This window comes from Escherichia sp. E.sYA108 (genome assembly GCF_011754335.1).
Taxonomy (GTDB): domain Bacteria; phylum Pseudomonadota; class Gammaproteobacteria; order Enterobacterales; family Enterobacteriaceae; genus Escherichia; species Escherichia coli.
The window spans coordinates 577,779-596,899 of sequence record NZ_JAAQVZ010000001.1 but is presented as its reverse complement, the minus strand read 5'-3'; the positions used below and the strand labels follow the sequence as shown (position 1 = coordinate 596,899).

Below are 19,121 nucleotides of genomic sequence, written 5' to 3'. Positions count from 1 at the left end.
TTCTCTCCAGTGAAAAATAGTGCGACTGTGTTGTTATGCATTGCACTGTACCAGTACATGAGTACAAAAAACAGAAAAAAAGCCCCGATGGTTAAAATCGGGGCTGTATATATTATTTTACAGATTGTGTTCGCTGTTCAGCGATGATTACGCATCACCACCGAAACGACGACGACCGGTAGAGTCATCACGACGCGGTGCGCGGCCTTCACGACGTTCGCCGCTAAAACGACGCCCATCACCACGCCCCCCTTCACGGCGTTCACCGCTGAAGTTACGACCGCCTTCACGACGTTCGCCACCGAAACCACGACCACCGCCACGACGCTCACCGCCAGTATGCGGCTGTGCATCGCCCAGTAACTGCATGTTCATCGGCTTGTTGAGAATGCGAGTACGCGTAAAGTGTTGCAGCACTTCACCCGGCATACCTTTCGGCAGTTCGATGGTGGAGTGAGAAGCAAACAGCTTGATGTTACCGATGTAACGGCTGCTGATGTCGCCTTCGTTAGCAATCGCACCAACGATATGACGAACTTCAACACCATCATCGCGGCCCACTTCAATACGGTACAACTGCATATCGCCAACATCACGACGTTCGCGACGCGGACGATCTTCACGGTCGCCACGCGGGCCACGGTCGTTACGATCGCGCGGACCACGGTCATCACGGTCACGGAATTCACGTTTCGGACGCATCGGCGCATCTGGCGGAACAATCAGAGTACGTTCACCCTGTGCCATTTTCAGTAGTGCGGCTGCCAGAGTTTCGAGATCCAGCTCTTCACCTTCGGCAGTCGGCTGAATTTTGCTCAGCAGTGCACGGTATTGATCCAGATCGCTGCTTTCCAGCTGCTGCTGTACTTTAGCGGCAAATTTTTCCAGACGACGTTTGCCCAGCAGTTCTGCGTTCGGCAGTTCTACTTCCGGAATGGTCAGCTTCATGGTGCGTTCAATGTTACGCAGCAGACGACGCTCACGGTTCTCAACGAACAGCAGTGCACGACCAGCACGACCTGCACGACCGGTACGACCGATACGGTGAACGTAAGACTCAGAATCCATCGGGATATCGTAGTTAACCACCAGGCTGATACGCTCAACGTCCAGGCCACGGGCTGCAACGTCGGTCGCAATCAGGATGTCCAGACGACCATCTTTCAGGCGTTCCAGTGTCTGCTCACGCAGCGCCTGGTTCATGTCACCGTTCAGCGCGGCGCTGTTGTAGCCGTTACGCTCAAGAGCTTCTGCCACTTCCAGAGTCGCGTTTTTGGTACGAACGAAGATAATCGCCGCATCAAAATCTTCCGCTTCCAGGAAACGTACCAGTGCTTCGTTTTTACGCATACCCCAGACAGTCCAGTAGCTCTGGCTGATGTCAGGACGGGTAGTCACGCTGGACTGAATGCGCACTTCCTGCGGCTCTTTCATAAAGCGGCGGGTAATGCGACGAATCGCTTCCGGCATGGTTGCAGAGAACAGAGCGGTCTGATGACCTTCCGGGATCTGCGCCATAATGGTTTCAACGTCTTCGATGAAGCCCATGCGCAGCATTTCGTCAGCTTCATCCAGAACCAGACCGCTCAGTTTAGAGAGGTCCAGAGTGCCACGTTTCAGGTGGTCCAGCAGACGGCCCGGAGTACCGACAACGATCTGCGGCCCCTGACGCAGGGCGCGTAATTGCACGTCATAACGTTGGCCGCCGTACAGGGCAACCACGTTTACGCCGCGCATGTGTTTAGAGAAATCCGTCATTGCTTCAGCAACCTGTACCGCCAGTTCGCGGGTCGGTGCCAGCACCAGAATCTGTGGTGCTTTCAGCTCAGGATCAAGATTCTGCAGCAGAGGTAGAGAGAATGCTGCAGTTTTTCCGCTCCCCGTCTGGGCCATACCCAGAACGTCGCGGCCATTCAGCAGATGTGGAATACACTCTGCCTGAATTGGAGATGGTTTTTCGTAACCCAGATCGTTAAGGGCTTCAAGGATAGGAGCCTTCAGGCCCAGATCTGCAAAAGTGGTTTCGAATTCAGCCATGTAGTACGTGTGCCTCAAAATTAATGGCGGCCAGTCTACATAACTCATCATGAAATTGATCAGCAATTTTCATTGAAAAGTGTGAACCGGCTCAAAGTAGGTGTATTAACGAACAACAACGCCCTCACCCGTTAAGGTGATGGCAATCAAAAAAGATTACGGGCTGATGTGTACGTCAGCTATTGCTGGTCCGATTCTGCCAGGTCATCTTGGTCCTGGCCCAGGAGCGATAATTCCAACAATGCGTATCGGTGCTCAACAAAGTTATGAACGTTGTTGGCAACCGCCAGTTTGAACAGTGCCGTGGCGCTGTCCAAATCCCCCAGACTTAGGTAGTACTTACCTAAATAGAAGTTGGTTTCACTGAGATGCTCAGCGAGCGAGGTGTTATCCGTTGCGTCCGCCTTGAGCCTTTCCATTAACGTTTGTTCGCTAATGTTGCCCAGGTAGAACTCGACAATGTTCCATCCCCACTGTTCCTTATCCGATTTTTCGAAGTGCTGTTTCAACACTTCTTTAGCCTGCTTCTCATCGAGCTTCTGCTCGGCGAGATAAAGCCACAGACTACGGAAAGGATCATTGGGATCGTCTTGATAAAACGCCAGCAGATCATCTTGCGCTAACTTGTCACGACCGCCGTAATATAATGCGATCCCGCGATTCAAGTGCGCGTAGTTGTAAGTTGGATCAAGCTCAAGTACAGAATCAAACGCTTCATAGGCAGCATCAAAATTGCCTGCCTGCGTTAAATATATGCCTAAGTAATTGAATACTTCAGGCATATCCGGTCGGATTGCCAGCGCTTGCGAAAAATCGTTACGCGCTAATGCCCTCAGACCGAGACTATCATACAACACTCCGCGCTCATATAAAAGCTGTGCGCGTTCGTCATCGGTTAAAGCCCGACTGGCAAGGATCTGTTCCATACGTGCCAGAATCACTTCCTGCTGTAAAGTCGGTTGCAATGGTACCGCGAGGACTTCACTTTTACGCCAGGAAGTATTACTGCATCCTGCAAGCGTAAGTGCTGTCGCAACGAAACACCAGCGCAAAAAAGGCTTCATTTCCCACTCCCGAAGACCACGGTTGAATGAACGTCCTGTTCCCGGTTGCTAACAAGGCGTCCTGCCCGGTTAAAAGCCCCCCGCCGCAGCGGAGGGCAAATGGCAACCTTACTCGCCCTGTTCAGCAGCCGGAGCTTCCGGTGCTGCAGCAGGTTGAGATTGCTCAGTCGCTTCTTTAATGCTCAGACGGATACGGCCCTGGCGATCAACTTCCAGAACTTTCACCGGTACTTCCTGACCCATCTGCAGGTAATCGGTCACTTTCTCAACGCGTTTATCAGCGATTTGAGAGATGTGGACCAGACCTTCTTTACCGCCACCAATGGCAACAAATGCGCCAAAATCAACGATACGGGTCACTTTACCATTGTAGACGCGGCCCACTTCGATTTCTGCAGTGATCTCTTCGATACGACGAATCGCGTGTTTCGCTTTCTCGCCGTCGGTCGCTGCAATCTTCACAGTACCGTCATCTTCAATTTCGATGGTGGTGCCGGTTTCTTCGGTCAGAGCACGGATTACAGAACCGCCTTTACCGATAACATCTTTGATCTTGTCCGGGTTGATCTTGATGGTATGGATACGCGGTGCGAACTCAGAGATATCGCCACGCGGCGCGTTGATCGCCTGTTCCATTACCCCCAGGATATGCAGACGCGCACCTTTAGCCTGGTTCAGTGCAACCTGCATGATCTCTTTGGTGATACCTTCAATTTTGATATCCATCTGCAATGCAGAGATACCGTCACGGGAACCCGCAACTTTGAAGTCCATATCGCCCAGGTGATCTTCGTCGCCCAAAATGTCAGACAGTACAACGTAGTTGTCGCCTTCTTTCACCAGACCCATTGCGATACCCGCAACGGCAGCTTTGATTGGCACACCTGCGTCCATCAGCGCCAGAGACGCGCCGCACACGGAAGCCATAGAAGAGGAACCGTTGGATTCGGTAATTTCAGACACAACACGTACGGTGTACGGGAATTTGTCCATATCCGGCATTACTGCCAGCACGCCGCGCTTCGCCAGACGACCGTGACCAATTTCACGACGCTTCGGAGAACCGACCATGCCGGTTTCGCCTACGGAGTACGGAGGGAAGTTGTAGTGGAACAGGAAGGTATCGGTACGTTCGCCCATCAGTTCATCAAGAACCTGCGCGTCACGAGCAGTACCCAGCGTTGCGGTAACCAGCGCCTGCGTTTCACCACGGGTGAACAGCGCAGAACCGTGAGTACGCGGCAGCACACCAGTACGCACATCCAGACCACGGATCATATCTTTTTCACGACCGTCGATACGCGGTTCGCCTGCCAGTACGCGGCTACGAACAACATTTTTCTCGATAGCGTGCAGAATTTCACCCAGTTCGTTTTCGTCCAGGGTTTCGTCTTCAGCAAGCAGTGTCGCGATGGTTTCAGATTTGATGACATCAACCTGCGCATAACGCTCTTGTTTGTCGGTGATGCGGTAAGCATCGCTCAGACGAGCTTCAGCCAGCGCAGCAACGCGCGCGTTCAGCGCTTCGTTTACCGGCTCCGGCTGCCAATCCCAACGCGGTTTACCGGCTTCTTTCACCAGTTCATTGATGTTCTGAATAACAACCTGCTGTTGTTCATGACCGAACACCACTGCGCCCAGCATTTGGTCTTCGCTCAGCAGTTCAGCTTCAGATTCAACCATCAGCACGGCAGCTTCTGTACCGGCAACAACCAGGTCCAGTTTGCTCTCTTTCAGTTCGTCCTGAGTCGGGTTCAGTACGTACTGGTCATTGATGTAACCTACACGGGCAGCACCAATCGGGCCATTGAACGGAATACCAGACAGAGACAGTGCTGCGGAAGCACCAATCATCGCGACGATATCCGGGTTAACCTGCGGGTTAACAGAAACCACGGTGGCGATAACCTGAACTTCGTTGACGAAGCCTTCCGGGAACAGCGGGCGAATCGGGCGGTCAATCAGACGCGCGATCAGGGTTTCGCCTTCGCTTGGGCGGCCTTCACGACGGAAGAAGCTACCCGGGATACGACCAGCAGCGTAGGTACGCTCCTGATAGTTAACGGTCAGCGGGAAGAAGTCCTGACCTGGTTTGGCTTTTTTCTGACCAACAACGGTAACAAATACCGCGGTGTCATCCATGCTAACCATAACAGCGGCAGTAGCCTGACGAGCCATCATGCCGGTTTCCAGAGTCACGGTGTGTTGGCCGTACTGGAATTTACGAACGATCGGATTAAGCAATGTAATATCCTTTCTCTTTCTTAGACAGTACCTTACGGTACTGGTGTTAATACCCGATCTTCTGCGCATCCTCGCGACTAATGACAACCCTAACCCAGCTCTATGTGGGTAAAGCCTCTCATTAGCCGCGCGAACCTCTGCAACGGAAGATCATTCATAGCAACAATACATTAGTTTCCAGTGAATTGCTGCCGTCAGCTTGAAAAAAGGGGCCACTCAGGCCCCCTTTTCTGAAACTCGCAAGAATTAGCGACGCAGACCCAGGCGCTCGATGAGCTGGGTGTAACGTGCTACGTCTTTACGTTTCAGGTAGTCGAGCAGTTTACGACGCTGAGAAACCATGCGCAGCAGACCACGACGGCTGTGGTGATCTTTTTTGTGCTCTGCAAAGTGGCCCTGCAGGTGGTTGATCTGTGCAGTCAGCAGTGCTACCTGAACTTCGGTAGAACCGGTGTCGTTTGCGTCACGACCAAACTCAGAAACGATTTTAGCTGTTGCTTCAGTACTTAGAGACATTTTAAAACTCCAAAGTATATAGAATGAAAGGACGCCGATCTCTAATTCAGCGATCCCAGTGTACGTTACGCAAAGTGTTAAACAATTTACGCGACGTTAAGCGGCAGTATTCTACTCGTAGCGACCTGTTATCGCAAGACGGTTAACATTACGCCGGGTATTCAACCACCAGGCGACGAGGCGCAACGCGGCCTTCATCGTCAATTTCGCCCATACCGATAAACTTGCCGTTCTCACCCTCTGTAACGCGAACCAGTCCTTCCAGCGGCGCACCGGATGTACGAACTGGGTTACCATTTTTGAAGTAAACAGAAGACGTTAACGGAAGATTCACCACCGGGTAGTCCGAAGCTGGACTGTCCATTGGCATCAGTAATGGATCAAGTAACTCCGCAGCCGGAATATCCTGCTGTTCGGCTTGCTCAACCAGTTCACGCAGATGTTCCAGGGTCACCATCCGTTCAACCGGATATTTACTTACCGCCAGACGACGCAAGTAAATAACATGCGCGCCACAACCGAGTTTTTCGCCGAGATCGTCAATGATAGTGCGGATATAAGTGCCTTTTGAGCAGTGAATTTCCAGCTCCAGCTCATTGCCTTCATGGCGAATAAACAGCAATTCATAAACGGTAATCGGGCGCGCTTCACGTGGAACTTCAATGCCCTGACGCGCGTATTCGTACAGTTTTTTGCCCTGATATTTCAGTGCTGAATACATCGAAGGGATCTGTTCGATATCGCCACGGAAGGTATCCAGCGCCGCCGCCAGTTGCTCTGCACTAAAGGTTACCGGACGTTCTTCAACGATTTGTCCGTCGGCATCAGAAGTATCGGTACGCTGCCCAAGACGCGCAATGACCCGATAGCGTTTGTCGGAGTCCAGCAGATACTGGGAAAACTTCGTCGCTTCCCCGAGGCAAATTGGCAACATGCCGGTCGCCAGCGGGTCCAGCGCACCGGTATGCCCGGCACGGTTGGCGTTATAAATCCGTTTCACTTTTTGCAGCGCATCGTTGCTGGACATCCCCTGCGGTTTATCCAGCAACAAAACGCCGTTAATGTCGCGACCGCGACGACGAGGACGACTCATTAGTCCTCCTTGCTGTCGTCCGGGTTAACACGACGTTCTTCGTCATGTTTGACCACGCTGGTCACCAGGTTTGACATGCGCATCCCTTCAACCAGAGAGTTGTCGTAGAAGAAGGTCAGTTCCGGCACGATACGCAGGCGCATCGCTTTCCCCAGCAGGCTGCGGATGAAACCAGAAGCTTCCTGCAACGCTTTGATGCCCGCTTTAACCGCGTCTTCATCTTTGTCGTTGAGGAACGTCACATATACTTTGGCATACGCCAGGTCGCGAGACATTTCGACACCGGAAACGGTGGTCATCATGCCCAGACGAGGATCTTTAATTTCACGCTGCAGGATGAGAGCGATCTCTTTTTGCATTTCCTGCGCTACGCGCTGCGGGCGACCAAATTCTTTCGCCATAATAAATTCTCCTGACAAAAAAGGGGCTGTTAGCCCCTTTTTAAAATTAATTTCAGGTGGAAGGGCTGTTCACGTTGGCCTGATAAGACGCGCCAGCGTCGCATCAGGCAATCCATGCAGGATGCGACATAAACGCCTTATCCCGCATGGAACCCTAAAAACCTTAAGCGATAGTACGTTGGATCTCGATGATTTCGAATACTTCGATCACATCGCCAGTGCGGACATCGTTGTAGTTCTTAACGCCGATACCACATTCCATACCGTTACGGACTTCGTTAACGTCATCTTTGAAGCGTCGCAGGGACTCCAGCTCGCCTTCGTAGATAACCACGTTGTCGCGCAGAACGCGGATCGGGTTGTGACGTTTAACCACACCTTCGGTAACCATACAACCTGCGATAGCACCAAATTTCGGTGATTTGAACACGTCACGAACTTCCGCCAGACCGATAATCTGCTGTTTCAGTTCCGGAGACAGCATACCGCTCATCGCCGCTTTCACTTCGTCGATCAGGTTATAGATGACGGAGTAGTAACGCAGATCCAGGCTTTCCGCTTCAATCACTTTACGTGCAGAGGCATCAGCACGTACGTTGAAGCCAACCAGGATGGCGTTGGACGCCGCAGCCAGGGTAGCGTCGGTTTCGGTGATACCACCTACGCCAGAACCGATGATCTTCACTTTAACTTCGTCAGTAGACAGTTTCAGCAAGGAGTCGGAAATTGCTTCCACAGAACCCTGTACGTCTGCCTTCAGGACAATATTCACTTCGTGAACTTCGCCTTCGGTCATGTTGGCGAACATGTTCTCGAGTTTAGATTTCTGCTGACGCGCCAGTTTAACTTCGCGGAATTTACCCTGACGATAGAGTGCAACTTCACGCGCTTTCTTCTCGTCACGTACAACGGTAACTTCATCACCCGCAGCCGGTACGCCGGACAGGCCAAGGATTTCCACCGGAATGGACGGACCCGCTTCCAGCACTTCCTGACCCAGTTCGTTACGCATTGCACGAACACGACCGTATTCGAAGCCACACAGAACGATATCGCCCTTGTGCAGAGTACCTTCACGTACCAGAACGGTAGCAACCGGACCACGACCTTTATCGAGGAAGGATTCGATAACCGCACCGCTCGCCATACCTTTACGTACCGCTTTCAGCTCCAGAACTTCCGCCTGCAGCAGGATAGCATCCAGCAGTTCATCAATACCGGTACCCGCTTTTGCAGATACGTGTACGAACTGGCTTTCGCCGCCCCACTCTTCTGGCAGGATGCCGTACTGGGAGAGTTCGTTCTTAACGCGATCCGGATCGGCTTCTGGTTTATCGATTTTGTTCACAGCAACCACCACCGGAACACCCGCCGCTTTCGCGTGCTGGATAGCTTCGATGGTCTGCGGCATTACACCGTCGTCTGCAGCAACAACCAGGACTACGATGTCCGTTGCCTGCGCACCACGTGCACGCATTGAAGTAAACGCGGCGTGCCCCGGGGTGTCCAGGAAGGTGATCATGCCGTTTTCAGTTTCAACGTGGTATGCACCAATGTGCTGGGTAATGCCGCCCGCTTCGCCAGAGGCCACTTTCGTTGAACGAATGTAGTCCAGCAGAGAGGTTTTACCGTGGTCAACGTGACCCATGATGGTCACAACCGGCGCGCGCGGTTCAGCCGCAGCACCCGTGTCACGGTCGCTCATTACCGCCTCTTCCAGCTCGTTTTCACGACGCAGGATAACTTTGTGGCCCATCTCTTCAGCAACCAGCTGTGCGGTTTCCTGATCGATAACCTGGTTGATGGTTGCCATTGCGCCCAGTTTCATCATCGCTTTGATGACCTGAGAGCCTTTAACCGCCATCTTGTTCGCCAGTTCGCCAACGGTGATGGTTTCGCCGATCACAACGTCACGGTTAACGGCCTGAGCTGGCTTCTGGAAGCCTTGCTGCAGCGAAGAACCTTTACGTTTTCCGCCCTTACCGCCACGTACTGCTGCGCGAGCTTCTTCACGATCAGCTTTTGATTCAGCGTGTTTGTTGCCCTTCTTCGGACGCGCTGCTTTCGCGTTACGACCACGGCCACGGCCGCCTTCGACTTCACGATCGCTTTCGTCTTCTGCCTGGCGAGCATGTTGAGAAGTAGTGACGTGATAATCGCTGGAATCTTCAGTCGGTTCCGCGTTATCAGTCCATTTGTTTTCTTCCGCCATACGACGTGCTTCTTCAGCAACGCGACGTGCTTCTTCTTCGAGTTTACGACGCGCTTCTTCTTCGGCTTTACGCTTGAGCTCTGCAGCTTCCTGCTCACGGCGGGCTTTTTCAGCCTGGGCGTTTTTAGTCATATCGTCTTGTTGATTGCTCACTTTGTCTTTTTCCGCAGCTTCACGTTTCGCTTGTTCAGCAGCTTCACGCTTAGCCTGTTCTGCGGCCTCACGTTCAGCTTTTTGTTGCGCCTCGCGTTTAGCCGATTCTTCTGCCTCACGACGGGCTTGCTCTTCCGCTTCACGCTGCGCTTGCTCTTCCGCTGCAAGGCGCTCAGCCTCTTGCGGATCGCGTTTCACAAAGGTGCGTTTCTTGCGGACTTCGATTTGTACCGATTTGCTTTTTCCACCGGTACCAGGAATGTTAAGGGTGCTGCGTGTTTTACGTTGCAGCGTCAATTTGTCCGGGCCTGAATTTTTCTGATTCAGGTGGTCAATCAAAGTCTGTTTCTCTTGTGCAGACACAGAGTCGTCAGCAGACTTCCGGATACCTGCATCAGCAAATTGCTGTACCAGGCGTTCCACGGAGGTCTGTCGCTCTGCGGCCAGCGTTTTAATCGTTACATCTGTCATGCTGTTCCTTCCTGCTACAGTTTATTACGCTTCGTCACCGAACCAGCAAATATTACGGGCAGCCATAATCAATGCTCCGGCTTTTTCGTCGGTCAACCCTTCGATATCAGCCAGATCATCAATGCCCTGTTCGGCGAGATCTTCCAGCGTACAAACGCCACGGGCGGCCAGTTTGAATGCCAAATCACGATCTACCCCTTCAAGGTTCAGCAGATCATCAGCCGGTTTGTTATCACCGAGGCTTTCTTCCTGGGCCTGTGCAATGGTGGCCAGTGCATTTTTAGCACGCTCGCGCAGTGCTTCAACGGTCGGCTCATCAAGGCCTTCGATTTCCAACAGCTCTTTCATCGGCACATAGGCCAGTTCTTCCAGCGTCGAGAAGCCTTCTTCTACCAGAACAGTCGCGAAGTCTTCATCGATGTCGAGATATTTGGTGAAGGTGTCGATCGCTGCGTGCGCTTCCGCCTGATGCTTAGCCTGCAGGTCGTCAACGGTCATCACGTTGAGTTCCCAACCGCTCAGCTGCGAAGCCAGACGCACGTTCTGACCGTTACGGCCAATCGCCTGCGCCAGGTTACCGGCTTCAACGGCGATATCCATGGTGTGTTTATCTTCATCCACCACGATAGAAGCAACGTCTGCTGGTGCCATTGCGTTAATCACAAACTGCGCCGGGTTATCATCCCACAGGACAATATCGATACGCTCGCCGCCCAGTTCAGTAGAAACCGCCTGAACACGCGCGCCACGCATACCTACGCAAGCACCTACCGGATCGATACGTTTATCGTTGGTTTTCACCGCAATTTTCGCACGAGATCCCGGGTCGCGAGCCGCTGCTTTAATTTCAATCACTTCTTCGCCGATTTCCGGCACTTCAATACGGAACAGTTCGATCAGCATTTCCGGCTTGGAGCGGGTGACGAACAGCTGCGCGCCACGCGCTTCCGGGCGAACGGAATAGAGCACGCCACGAACGCGGTCACCAGGGCGGAAGTTTTCACGCGGCAGCATATCTTCGCGCAGGATCACGGCTTCAGCGTTGTTGCCCAGATCCAGAGAGATGTTGTCGCGGTTTACTTTTTTCACCACGCCGGTGATGATTTCACCTTCGTGTTCACGGAACTGATCAACCACCATCGCACGTTCGGCTTCACGCACTTTCTGCACGATAACCTGTTTTGCCGTCTGGGTAGTGATACGGTCAAAGGTAACAGACTCAATCTGATCTTCAACGTAATCGCCCAGGTTCAGGCTTTCATCTTCATAACGTGCGGCTTCAAGGGTGATTTCCTTGGTCGGCTGGGTGACTTCATCAACAACTAACCAGCGACGGAAGGTGTCAAAATCACCGCTTTTGCGATCGATCTGTACGCGAACGTCGATTTCTTGTTCATATTTTTTCTTTGTTGCTGTCGCCAGCGCGCTTTCCAATGCTTCGAAAATCTTCTCGCGAGGTAGCGCCTTTTCATTGGATACGGCTTCAACTACAGCCAAAATTTCTTTGTTCATCGCGGGCTTTTCACCTCATCCAGACTATTAAAAGTGGGGAACCAGGTTCGCCTTCTGGATATTACTCAGCGCGAACACTTCATCTTTACCTTCGACGGTAACTGTGATCATTTCACCGTCTACCGCTTTGATAACGCCCTGCCATTTACGACGGTTTTGTACCGCCATACGGAGAACCAGAGTCACCTCTTCTCCGACAAAACGGGCGTAGTGTTCAGCCGTGAACAGTGGGCGATCGAGACCCGGTGAGGAGACTTCCAGGTTATAAGCAACGGTGATGGGGTCTTCAACATCCAGCACAGCACTTACCTGGTGGCTCACATCAGCACAATCATCAACATTGATGCCATCTTCACTATCAATATAGATGCGCAGTGTGGATGTGCGACCGCGAATAAATTCGATGCCAACCAGTTCAAAACCCAGGGCCTCAACTGGCGCAGTAATCATCTCTGTTAATTTTTGCTCTAATGTGGACAAGCCCACCCCCAAGACATAAAAAAAGGGCCTAAAGCCCAGTTATTCTGTAGTCAGATAACAAAAAACCCCGATAAATCGGGGCTTTATATAACTGAACCCTATAACCGCAACTGCGGTCTGGAGCACTTTCCAGAAGGATTTTTTCAAATCCCACTACGAAGGCCGAAGTCTTCACAGTATATTTGAAAAAGGACTCTAAGGGAAAGTGGTTGCGGGGGCCGGATTTGAACCGACGACCTTCGGGTTATGAGCCCGACGAGCTACCAGGCTGCTCCACCCCGCGCCTGAAACGTGGCAAATTCTACTCGTTTTGGGTAAAAAATGCAAATACTGCTGGGATTTGGTGTACCGAGACGGGACGTAAAATCTGCAGGCATTATAGTGATCCACGCCACATTTTGTCAACGTTTATTGCTAATCACGTGAATGAATATCCAGTTCACTTTCATTTGTTGAATACTTTTACCTTCTCCTGCTTTCCCTTAAGCGCATTATTTTACAAAAAACACACTAAACTCTTCCTGTCTCCGATAAAAGATGATTAAATGAAAACTCATTTATTTTGCATAAAAATTCAGTGAAAGCAGAAATCCAGGCTCATCATCAGTTAATTAAGCAGGGTGTTATTTTATGACGACGATTCTCAAGCATCTCCCGGTAGGTCAACGTATTGGTATCGCTTTTTCCGGCGGTCTGGACACCAGTGCCGCACTGCTGTGGATGCGACAAAAGGGAGCGGTTCCTTATGCATATACTGCAAACCTGGGCCAGCCAGACGAAGAGGATTATGATGCGATCCCTCGTCGTGCCATGGAATACGGCGCGGAGAACGCACGTCTGATCGACTGCCGCAAACAACTGGTGGCCGAAGGTATTGCCGCTATTCAGTGTGGCGCATTTCATAACACCACTGGTGGACTGACCTATTTCAACACGACGCCGCTGGGCCGCGCCGTGACCGGCACCATGCTGGTTGCTGCTATGAAAGAAGATGGCGTGAATATCTGGGGTGACGGCAGCACCTATAAAGGAAACGATATCGAACGTTTCTACCGTTACGGTCTGCTGACCAATGCTGAACTGCAGATTTACAAACCGTGGCTTGATACTGACTTTATTGATGAACTGGGTGGCCGTCATGAGATGTCTGAATTTATGATTGCCTGCGGTTTCGACTACAAAATGTCTGTCGAAAAAGCTTACTCCACGGACTCCAACATGCTTGGTGCAACGCATGAAGCGAAGGATCTGGAATACCTCAACTCCAGCGTCAAAATCGTCAACCCAATTATGGGCGTGAAGTTTTGGGATGAGAGCGTGAAAATCCCGGCAGAAGAAGTCACAGTACGCTTTGAGCAAGGTCATCCGGTGGCGCTGAACGGTAAAACCTTTAGCGACGACGTAGAAATGATGCTGGAAGCTAACCGCATCGGCGGTCGTCACGGCCTGGGCATGAGCGACCAGATTGAAAACCGTATCATCGAAGCAAAAAGCCGCGGCATTTATGAAGCCCCTGGGATGGCACTGCTGCACATTGCGTATGAACGTTTGTTGACCGGTATTCACAACGAAGACACCATTGAGCAGTATCACGCGCATGGTCGTCAGTTGGGCCGTCTGCTGTACCAGGGACGTTGGTTTGATTCCCAGGCGCTGATGCTGCGTGACTCTCTGCAACGCTGGGTTGCCAGCCAGATCACTGGTGAAGTTACTCTGGAGCTGCGCCGCGGGAACGATTATTCAATCCTGAATACCGTCTCAGAGAACCTGACCTACAAACCAGAGCGTCTGACGATGGAAAAAGGCGACTCGGTGTTCTCGCCAGATGATCGTATCGGTCAACTGACCATGCGTAACCTGGATATCACCGATACCCGCGAGAAACTTTTCGGTTATGCCAAAACTGGCCTGCTCTCCTCCTCTGCCGCTTCAGGGGTGCCGCAGGTGGAGAATCTGGAAAATAAAGGCCAGTAATTCGACCTCAACCCTGCCCTTCAGGGGTGGGGTTACCTTGATTATCCTCTGTAAACTCCTTTCTGAGCATCACATAATCGAAAACATCATGGTTTGCATCCACAACCCGTGAGTCTCCTTTATAGTGTGCAATCACTTCCTCAAGCGTTTGCGGCTGTTCCGGCTTTGTTACCCCCATCCACGCATTAATAAGGTAATTATTGTAAGCTGTCGAAAAGATGTTGTTTTCCGTTGTGCGATCCACGCCATCCCCTAGAACGGGGCTATACCAGATAAACATCGGGACATGATACGCCTGCTGGCTAGCCTCCCTGCCTCCATGAAAATAGACGTTCTTCTTCGTAGGGTCGCGTTCCAGGCCGTGGTCGGCAAAATACATGACCGAGGCGCGGCGATCTTTTAATAATTCAAAAACCTGACCTAGCAAACTATCTGTGTAATGAATGGAGTTGTCATAGCAGGCATCCTGATCGTCCTGCGGTTGAAACACAGCGCTGGATTGCGGATAGGCGCTACAAGCCGGTTCATGGCTTCCATTTAAATGAAGAACAATCAGTTTCTTTTGCTGCGTCTTTTGCTGTAACGCTTGCGATAAATGCGGCAACAACAATTCATCAAATCCTCTGACATAGACTGTTTCCATGGCGCGCATGGCGATACTGGTAACTGCTGTACCATTCTGCCGAAAAGCGGATTGCGAGCTTAGCCAGAAAGTCTGAAATCCTGCTTGATTAGCCATATTAATAATGTTGTCCGGGTAATTATGAATGTCATGACTCAAAACAGAATCAGCAGTTAAAGAAAGGGGAACCGACAGCGCAGTGTAAGGTGCACCGCTTATTGCTTGATTAAACAGTTTGATCTGTTTTCTTTGTGCTTCGACTTGCGGTGTCGTAGAGCGTGTATATCCATACAAAGACATATTGTCGACACGTACAGACTCCCCCACAATCAACACGTAGGTATCAATACCTGTATCCCTGACTGATAATTGAAAACACGGCACCGTGTTTGCAATTGAGAGTAATCTTTGATGCTCTTTCGCTGCTAAAGCAAAATAATTGAGATTGAAAAACGGTGTATAGGTAGCAAATCGCGACGCTAGTATATATGGACTGAACGCTTTTTTATTTTTTGCATCTTTATAAGCAAATTGACAAGCGGAAAATAAACTGCCCGAAATGACAATCAGCAATAATATTCCTGTCACTTTTTTCGTCGGCAAGGAAACATCATATTTTATTATTACTGCCAAAAAAAGAAGGGATAAAAAGGCAAAAGCACATAGATAAGGGATATACATCCCCAGCATTTTGACAACTTCATCCGGATCACTCTGCAGCACACTAATCGCAAATCCATCATTGAAAGTTGTACCAAAGGTACACCATGAATAGAGGCTAATACTCATGTCTGCCGCTGTCAGTAACACAAATGGTGTGGCAACAAGCAGGCGAAGCGGAAGGGATGATATACGTTTAACAACCAGGATGGTCAGAACGAAAAACAGCAATCGCTGAACCATATGCGCTCCGGAAGAGGCGACTAAGTTCGTAATACCAAAAACAATAACACAAAGATACAACAACCAATGAGATTTAAAACTTCTAACAAATTTGTTGAATACTGTCATCCAGAAATCCAAGTTCACAACCAATATAAACAATTATCAACAATGTTCAATTTTATATCAGACATGTTTTTCAACTCTGATCCATATCAGACCGAAACACTGTTAGTTTTTTCTTTTTAAATGATGCGGCCATTGTTCTCAGTAATTAAATAACATTATCAATGCGTCTCTAAACATTACGCAGAACGTAGCCATCAGTAGTTATACTGACAGGAGCAGGATGGTTTATCGAGAAGTAAACATATCCGTATTCGTACCGGAACTGGAGTTGACACAATAAAGTGCCAATTATGTCAGCAGAAGGGAAAAGTTTATAACTAAGGCGTACCGGCACCATCGTTTCAAAGTACCAGCTACGAGTAAAGCAACTGGACGAGATACAGATACCTGACAACCATTCCTCAGACCAGGACCAAAACGAAAAAAGACGCTTTTCAGCGTCTCTTTTCTGGAATTTGGTACCGAGGACGGGACTTGAACCCGTAAGCCCTATTGGGCACTACCACCTCAAGGTAGCGTGTCTACCAATTCCACCACCTCGGCACGGATACTACTTTTTAGTTCGGGATATCGCTGGTCGGCTTAGCCGGAGCAGCTGGCTGAGTTTGTTCGGTTTTCGCCGGCGCACTCAGGTTTTCCCATTCGCTACCTTTATTGGTTTTATTGCTATTGATGTTACCCAGCACCAGACTGATGATGAAGAATAACGTTGCCAGCAGCGCCGTCATGCGGGTCATGAAGTTACCAGAACCACTTGAACCAAACAGCGTAGCGGAAGCGCCTGCTCCGAAGGAGGCTCCCATATCAGCGCCTTTACCTTGCTGCAGCATGATCAGACCAACAAGGCCAATTGCCACAATAAGGAAAACTACTAAAAGAGCTTCGTACATAATCAACCTGTTCCTTGCGGAGTTGCCGCGTACCAATGCTTCAACCAATAAAGCGGGAGTTTTTAATCTTTCCCACTGAAGCGGGTGTGAATACTAACCAAAGCGAATGACCTTCGCAAGGGCAATTTTATTGCATTGTATCAACTGCGGAAAAAAACAGCAAAACCGATGTGTTCGCTGAGAAAAAAGGCGACAATCGCCGCCTTTTTAGCCAGTTATCTAACGCTTTAAACGGCTTTTACTGCATCGGCGATGCGGTGTGCAAATTCAGTCACCTGCGCTTCGTCTTCGCCTTCCACCATCACGCGAATTAACGGTTCGGTGCCGGATTTACGCAACAGCACACGTCCACGGCTACCCAGCGCCGCTTCAACTTCTGCGGTCACAGCTTTGACTGATTCATGCTCCAGCGGATCGCCGCTACCTGCGGTGTAACGCACGTTTACCAGGATTTGCGGGAACATTTTCATGCCGCTGCAAAGGTCGTGCAGGCTCATATGATTACGCGCCATCGCCGCCAGCACCTGCAAACCAGCAACGATGCCGTCACCGGTAGTGGTTTTATCCAGCAGGATCACATGACCGGAATTCTCTGCACCGATACGCCAGCCTTTCTCCTGCATTTTTTCCAGTACGTAGCGGTCACCCACTTTCGCGCGCGCAAATGGAATTCCTAACTGTTTCAGCGCCAGTTCAAGCCCCATGTTGCTCATCAATGTACCCACAGCGCCACCACGCAGCTGGCCCTGACGAAGACCTTCACGCGCGATGATATACATGATCTGATCGCCATCGACTTTATTGCCTTCATGGTCAACCATAATCACGCGATCGCCGTCGCCGTCGAAGGCAATACCGAGATCCGCTTTTTCAGCCAGCACACGAGCCTGGAGCGCGCGAACGTCGGTAGCCCCCACTTCGGCATTGATGTTTACACCGTTCGGCTCACAACCGATAGCGATAACGTTCGCTCCCAGTTCACGCAGCACGTTCGGCGCGATGTGATAAGTCGCACCGTTTGCACAATCCACCACAATCTTCAGTTCACTGAGGCTAAGTTCGTTTGGGAACGTGGCTTTGCAAAACTCGATATAGCGACCCGCAGCATCAACGATACGGCTGGCTTTACCCAGTTCTGCCGAATCAACACAGCTGATCTCTTTTTCCATTTCCGCTTCGATGGCCTCTTCTACTGCATCCGGTAGTTTGGTGCCGTCGATAGAGAAAAATTTAATGCCATTATCGTAGAACGGGTTATGCGATGCAGATATCACAATTCCGGCCTCTGCGCGGAAGGTACGCGTCAGATAAGCCACGGCCGGTGTTGGCATCGGACCAGTGAAGAGTGCGGAAAGGCCCGCAGCCGCCAGACCCGCTTCCAGTGCTGACTCCAGCATGTAGCCAGAAATACGCGTGTCTTTACCAATGATGATCTTACGGGAGCCGTGGCGCGCCAGCACTTTACCCGCGGCCCAACCCAGCTTAAGCACAAAATCAGGGGTGATCGGCGCATCCCCTACACGACCACGAATCCCATCGGTACCGAAATATTTACGATTACTCATAGCGTTTGTTTTCCTTTGCAGACAGAGTGGCTTCCACCACCCGCATCGCTTCTACGGTTTCTTTGACGTCATGAACACGAATGATATGCGCGCCTTGCATAGCGGCAATGACCGCACAAGCCAGACTACCGCTCAGACGCTCGGACGGCCCCACGTTCAGCAGCTGCCCAATCATCGATTTTCGTGACATACCCACCAACAGCGGCAGGTTGAAATGGTGAAATTCAGCCAGGCGCGCCAGTAATGAATAGTTATGGGAGAGATTTTTACCGAAACCGAATCCGGGGTCGAGCAACAATTTCTCTTTTGCGATACCCGCCTGCTCGCAACGTGCTATTTGCTCAATAAAATAGCGATTCACTTCTGCAAAGACATCGTCATACTTCGGGGCTTCCTGCATGGTCTTTGGATTTCCCTGCATATGCATCAGACAAACCGGTAAACCGGTTTCTGCAGCTGCCTCCAGAGCCCCTGGTTCGGAAAGGGAGCGGATATCGTTAATAATGTGAGCGCCAACTTTCGCTGACTCACGGATGACTTCTGGTTTGGATGTATCGACCGAGATCCAGACTTCGAAGCGTTGAGCAATTGCCTCAACCACAGGAATAACACGTTGCAACTCTTCTTCAACGCTAACTTCCGCCGCTCCTGGGCGCGTGGACTCGCCACCAACGTCAATGATCGTCGCGCCAGCGTTGATCATCAGATTCGCATGTTTCACCGCATCTATCAGCGAGTTATGCGTACCGCCATCCGAAAAGGAATCAGGCGTGACGTTGAGGATCCCCATTACGTGAGGATGGCTAAGGTCCAGTGAAGTGCCCTGGGCAAAGAGTTTCATGGTGTTATCCCTGGTATGAATTGATAAGAAAAAAC

15 protein-coding genes and 2 tRNA genes are annotated in these 19,121 nt (G+C 50.8%); 1 reads left to right on the top strand and 16 read right to left on the bottom strand.

All coding sequences use genetic code 11. The annotated features are described in order from the left end of the window. Positions 1–147: 147 nt before the first annotated feature. The 11 genes from deaD to HBM92_RS02825 all read right to left on the bottom strand — a co-directional run bounded on the left by deaD (position 148) and on the right by HBM92_RS02825 (position 12,466). A complete protein-coding gene (gene deaD / locus HBM92_RS02875; protein WP_001295553.1) occupies positions 148–2,037 on the bottom strand; it encodes an ATP-dependent RNA helicase DeaD in 1,890 nt (629 codons plus the stop codon). After that, a complete protein-coding gene (gene yrbN, locus HBM92_RS02870) occupies positions 2,030–2,110 on the bottom strand; it encodes a protein YrbN (protein WP_010723222.1) in 81 nt (26 codons plus the stop codon). The genes deaD and yrbN overlap by 8 nt, the downstream gene beginning before the upstream one ends. A 106-nt stretch (positions 2,111–2,216) precedes the next feature. Continuing rightward, positions 2,217–3,101, bottom strand: coding sequence for a lipoprotein NlpI (gene nlpI / locus HBM92_RS02865; RefSeq protein ID WP_000802080.1), 885 nt, complete (start codon positions 3,099–3,101; stop codon positions 2,217–2,219). Positions 3,102–3,209: 108 nt separating this feature from the next. Beyond that, positions 3,210–5,345, bottom strand: coding sequence for a polyribonucleotide nucleotidyltransferase (pnp, locus tag HBM92_RS02860; protein ID WP_001298330.1), 2,136 nt, complete (start codon positions 5,343–5,345; stop codon positions 3,210–3,212). A 246-nt stretch (positions 5,346–5,591) separates the two neighbouring features. Beyond that, positions 5,592–5,861: a 30S ribosomal protein S15 gene (gene rpsO / locus HBM92_RS02855; RefSeq protein ID WP_000059466.1), complete on the bottom strand. Its 270-nt coding sequence runs from the start codon at positions 5,859–5,861 to the stop codon at positions 5,592–5,594. 148 nt (positions 5,862–6,009) lie between these two features. Then, on the bottom strand, positions 6,010–6,954 hold the full coding sequence (gene truB / locus HBM92_RS02850) for a tRNA pseudouridine(55) synthase TruB (protein ID WP_000089698.1): 945 nt from the start codon (positions 6,952–6,954) through the stop codon (positions 6,010–6,012). Continuing rightward, positions 6,954–7,355, bottom strand: a complete 402-nt coding sequence (rbfA, locus tag HBM92_RS02845) for a 30S ribosome-binding factor RbfA (protein ID WP_001040205.1) — start codon at positions 7,353–7,355, stop codon at positions 6,954–6,956. The genes truB and rbfA overlap by 1 nt, the downstream gene beginning before the upstream one ends. Before the next feature lie 163 nt (positions 7,356–7,518). After that, a complete protein-coding gene (gene infB, locus HBM92_RS02840; RefSeq protein ID WP_000133040.1) occupies positions 7,519–10,191 on the bottom strand; it encodes a translation initiation factor IF-2 in 2,673 nt (890 codons plus the stop codon). Positions 10,192–10,215: 24 nt separating this feature from the next. Beyond that, complete coding sequence (gene nusA / locus HBM92_RS02835; protein ID WP_001031057.1) at positions 10,216–11,703, bottom strand: transcription termination factor NusA; 1,488 nt, start codon at positions 11,701–11,703, stop codon at positions 10,216–10,218. 27 nt (positions 11,704–11,730) lie between these two features. Further along, entirely contained in the window at positions 11,731–12,183 is a 453-nt protein-coding gene (gene rimP / locus HBM92_RS02830; RefSeq protein ID WP_001300397.1) for a ribosome maturation factor RimP, read from the bottom strand. 206 nt (positions 12,184–12,389) lie between these two features. Next, positions 12,390–12,466 (bottom strand) — tRNA-Met (locus tag HBM92_RS02825). A 347-nt stretch (positions 12,467–12,813) separates the two neighbouring features. Here HBM92_RS02825 and argG point away from each other — a divergent pair. Continuing rightward, positions 12,814–14,157, top strand: coding sequence for an argininosuccinate synthase (gene argG, locus HBM92_RS02820; RefSeq protein ID WP_000207680.1), 1,344 nt, complete (start codon positions 12,814–12,816; stop codon positions 14,155–14,157). A gap of 7 nt (positions 14,158–14,164) precedes the next feature. Here argG and HBM92_RS02815 read toward each other — a convergent pair whose 3' ends face one another. From HBM92_RS02815 to folP, 5 genes are all read right to left on the bottom strand, one after another. Then, a complete protein-coding gene (locus HBM92_RS02815) occupies positions 14,165–15,790 on the bottom strand; it encodes a phosphoethanolamine transferase (protein ID WP_001327708.1) in 1,626 nt (541 codons plus the stop codon). Between the two features lie 456 nt (positions 15,791–16,246). Further along, a tRNA-Leu gene (locus tag HBM92_RS02810) sits at positions 16,247–16,333 on the bottom strand. Positions 16,334–16,347: 14 nt separating this feature from the next. Beyond that, positions 16,348–16,680, bottom strand: coding sequence for a preprotein translocase subunit SecG (gene secG, locus HBM92_RS02805; protein WP_001295556.1), 333 nt, complete (start codon positions 16,678–16,680; stop codon positions 16,348–16,350). A 227-nt stretch (positions 16,681–16,907) separates the two neighbouring features. After that, entirely contained in the window at positions 16,908–18,245 is a 1,338-nt protein-coding gene (glmM, locus tag HBM92_RS02800) for a phosphoglucosamine mutase (protein ID WP_000071137.1), read from the bottom strand. Next, positions 18,238–19,086: a dihydropteroate synthase gene (folP, locus tag HBM92_RS02795; RefSeq protein WP_000764731.1), complete on the bottom strand. Its 849-nt coding sequence runs from the start codon at positions 19,084–19,086 to the stop codon at positions 18,238–18,240. The genes glmM and folP overlap by 8 nt, the downstream gene beginning before the upstream one ends. Between the last annotated feature and the right edge of the window lie 35 nt (positions 19,087–19,121).

Coding starts and splice junctions, on each gene's coding strand:
- deaD (WP_001295553.1), bottom strand. CDS start 2,037: ATGGCTGAATTCGAAACCACTTTTGCAGATCTGGGCCTGAAGGCTCCT.
- yrbN (WP_010723222.1), bottom strand. CDS start 2,110: ATGAAAATTGCTGATCAATTTCATGATGAGTTATGTAGACTGGCCGCC.
- nlpI (WP_000802080.1), bottom strand. CDS start 3,101: ATGAAGCCTTTTTTGCGCTGGTGTTTCGTTGCGACAGCACTTACGCTT.
- rpsO (WP_000059466.1), bottom strand. CDS start 5,861: ATGTCTCTAAGTACTGAAGCAACAGCTAAAATCGTTTCTGAGTTTGGT.
- truB (WP_000089698.1), bottom strand. CDS start 6,954: ATGAGTCGTCCTCGTCGTCGCGGTCGCGACATTAACGGCGTTTTGTTG.
- rbfA (WP_001040205.1), bottom strand. CDS start 7,355: ATGGCGAAAGAATTTGGTCGCCCGCAGCGCGTAGCGCAGGAAATGCAA.
- infB (WP_000133040.1), bottom strand. CDS start 10,191: ATGACAGATGTAACGATTAAAACGCTGGCCGCAGAGCGACAGACCTCC.
- nusA (WP_001031057.1), bottom strand. CDS start 11,703: ATGAACAAAGAAATTTTGGCTGTAGTTGAAGCCGTATCCAATGAAAAG.
- argG (WP_000207680.1), top strand. CDS start 12,814: ATGACGACGATTCTCAAGCATCTCCCGGTAGGTCAACGTATTGGTATC.
- HBM92_RS02815 (WP_001327708.1), bottom strand. CDS start 15,790: ATGACAGTATTCAACAAATTTGTTAGAAGTTTTAAATCTCATTGGTTG.
- secG (WP_001295556.1), bottom strand. CDS start 16,680: ATGTACGAAGCTCTTTTAGTAGTTTTCCTTATTGTGGCAATTGGCCTT.
- glmM (WP_000071137.1), bottom strand. CDS start 18,245: ATGAGTAATCGTAAATATTTCGGTACCGATGGGATTCGTGGTCGTGTA.
- folP (WP_000764731.1), bottom strand. CDS start 19,086: ATGAAACTCTTTGCCCAGGGCACTTCACTGGACCTTAGCCATCCTCAC.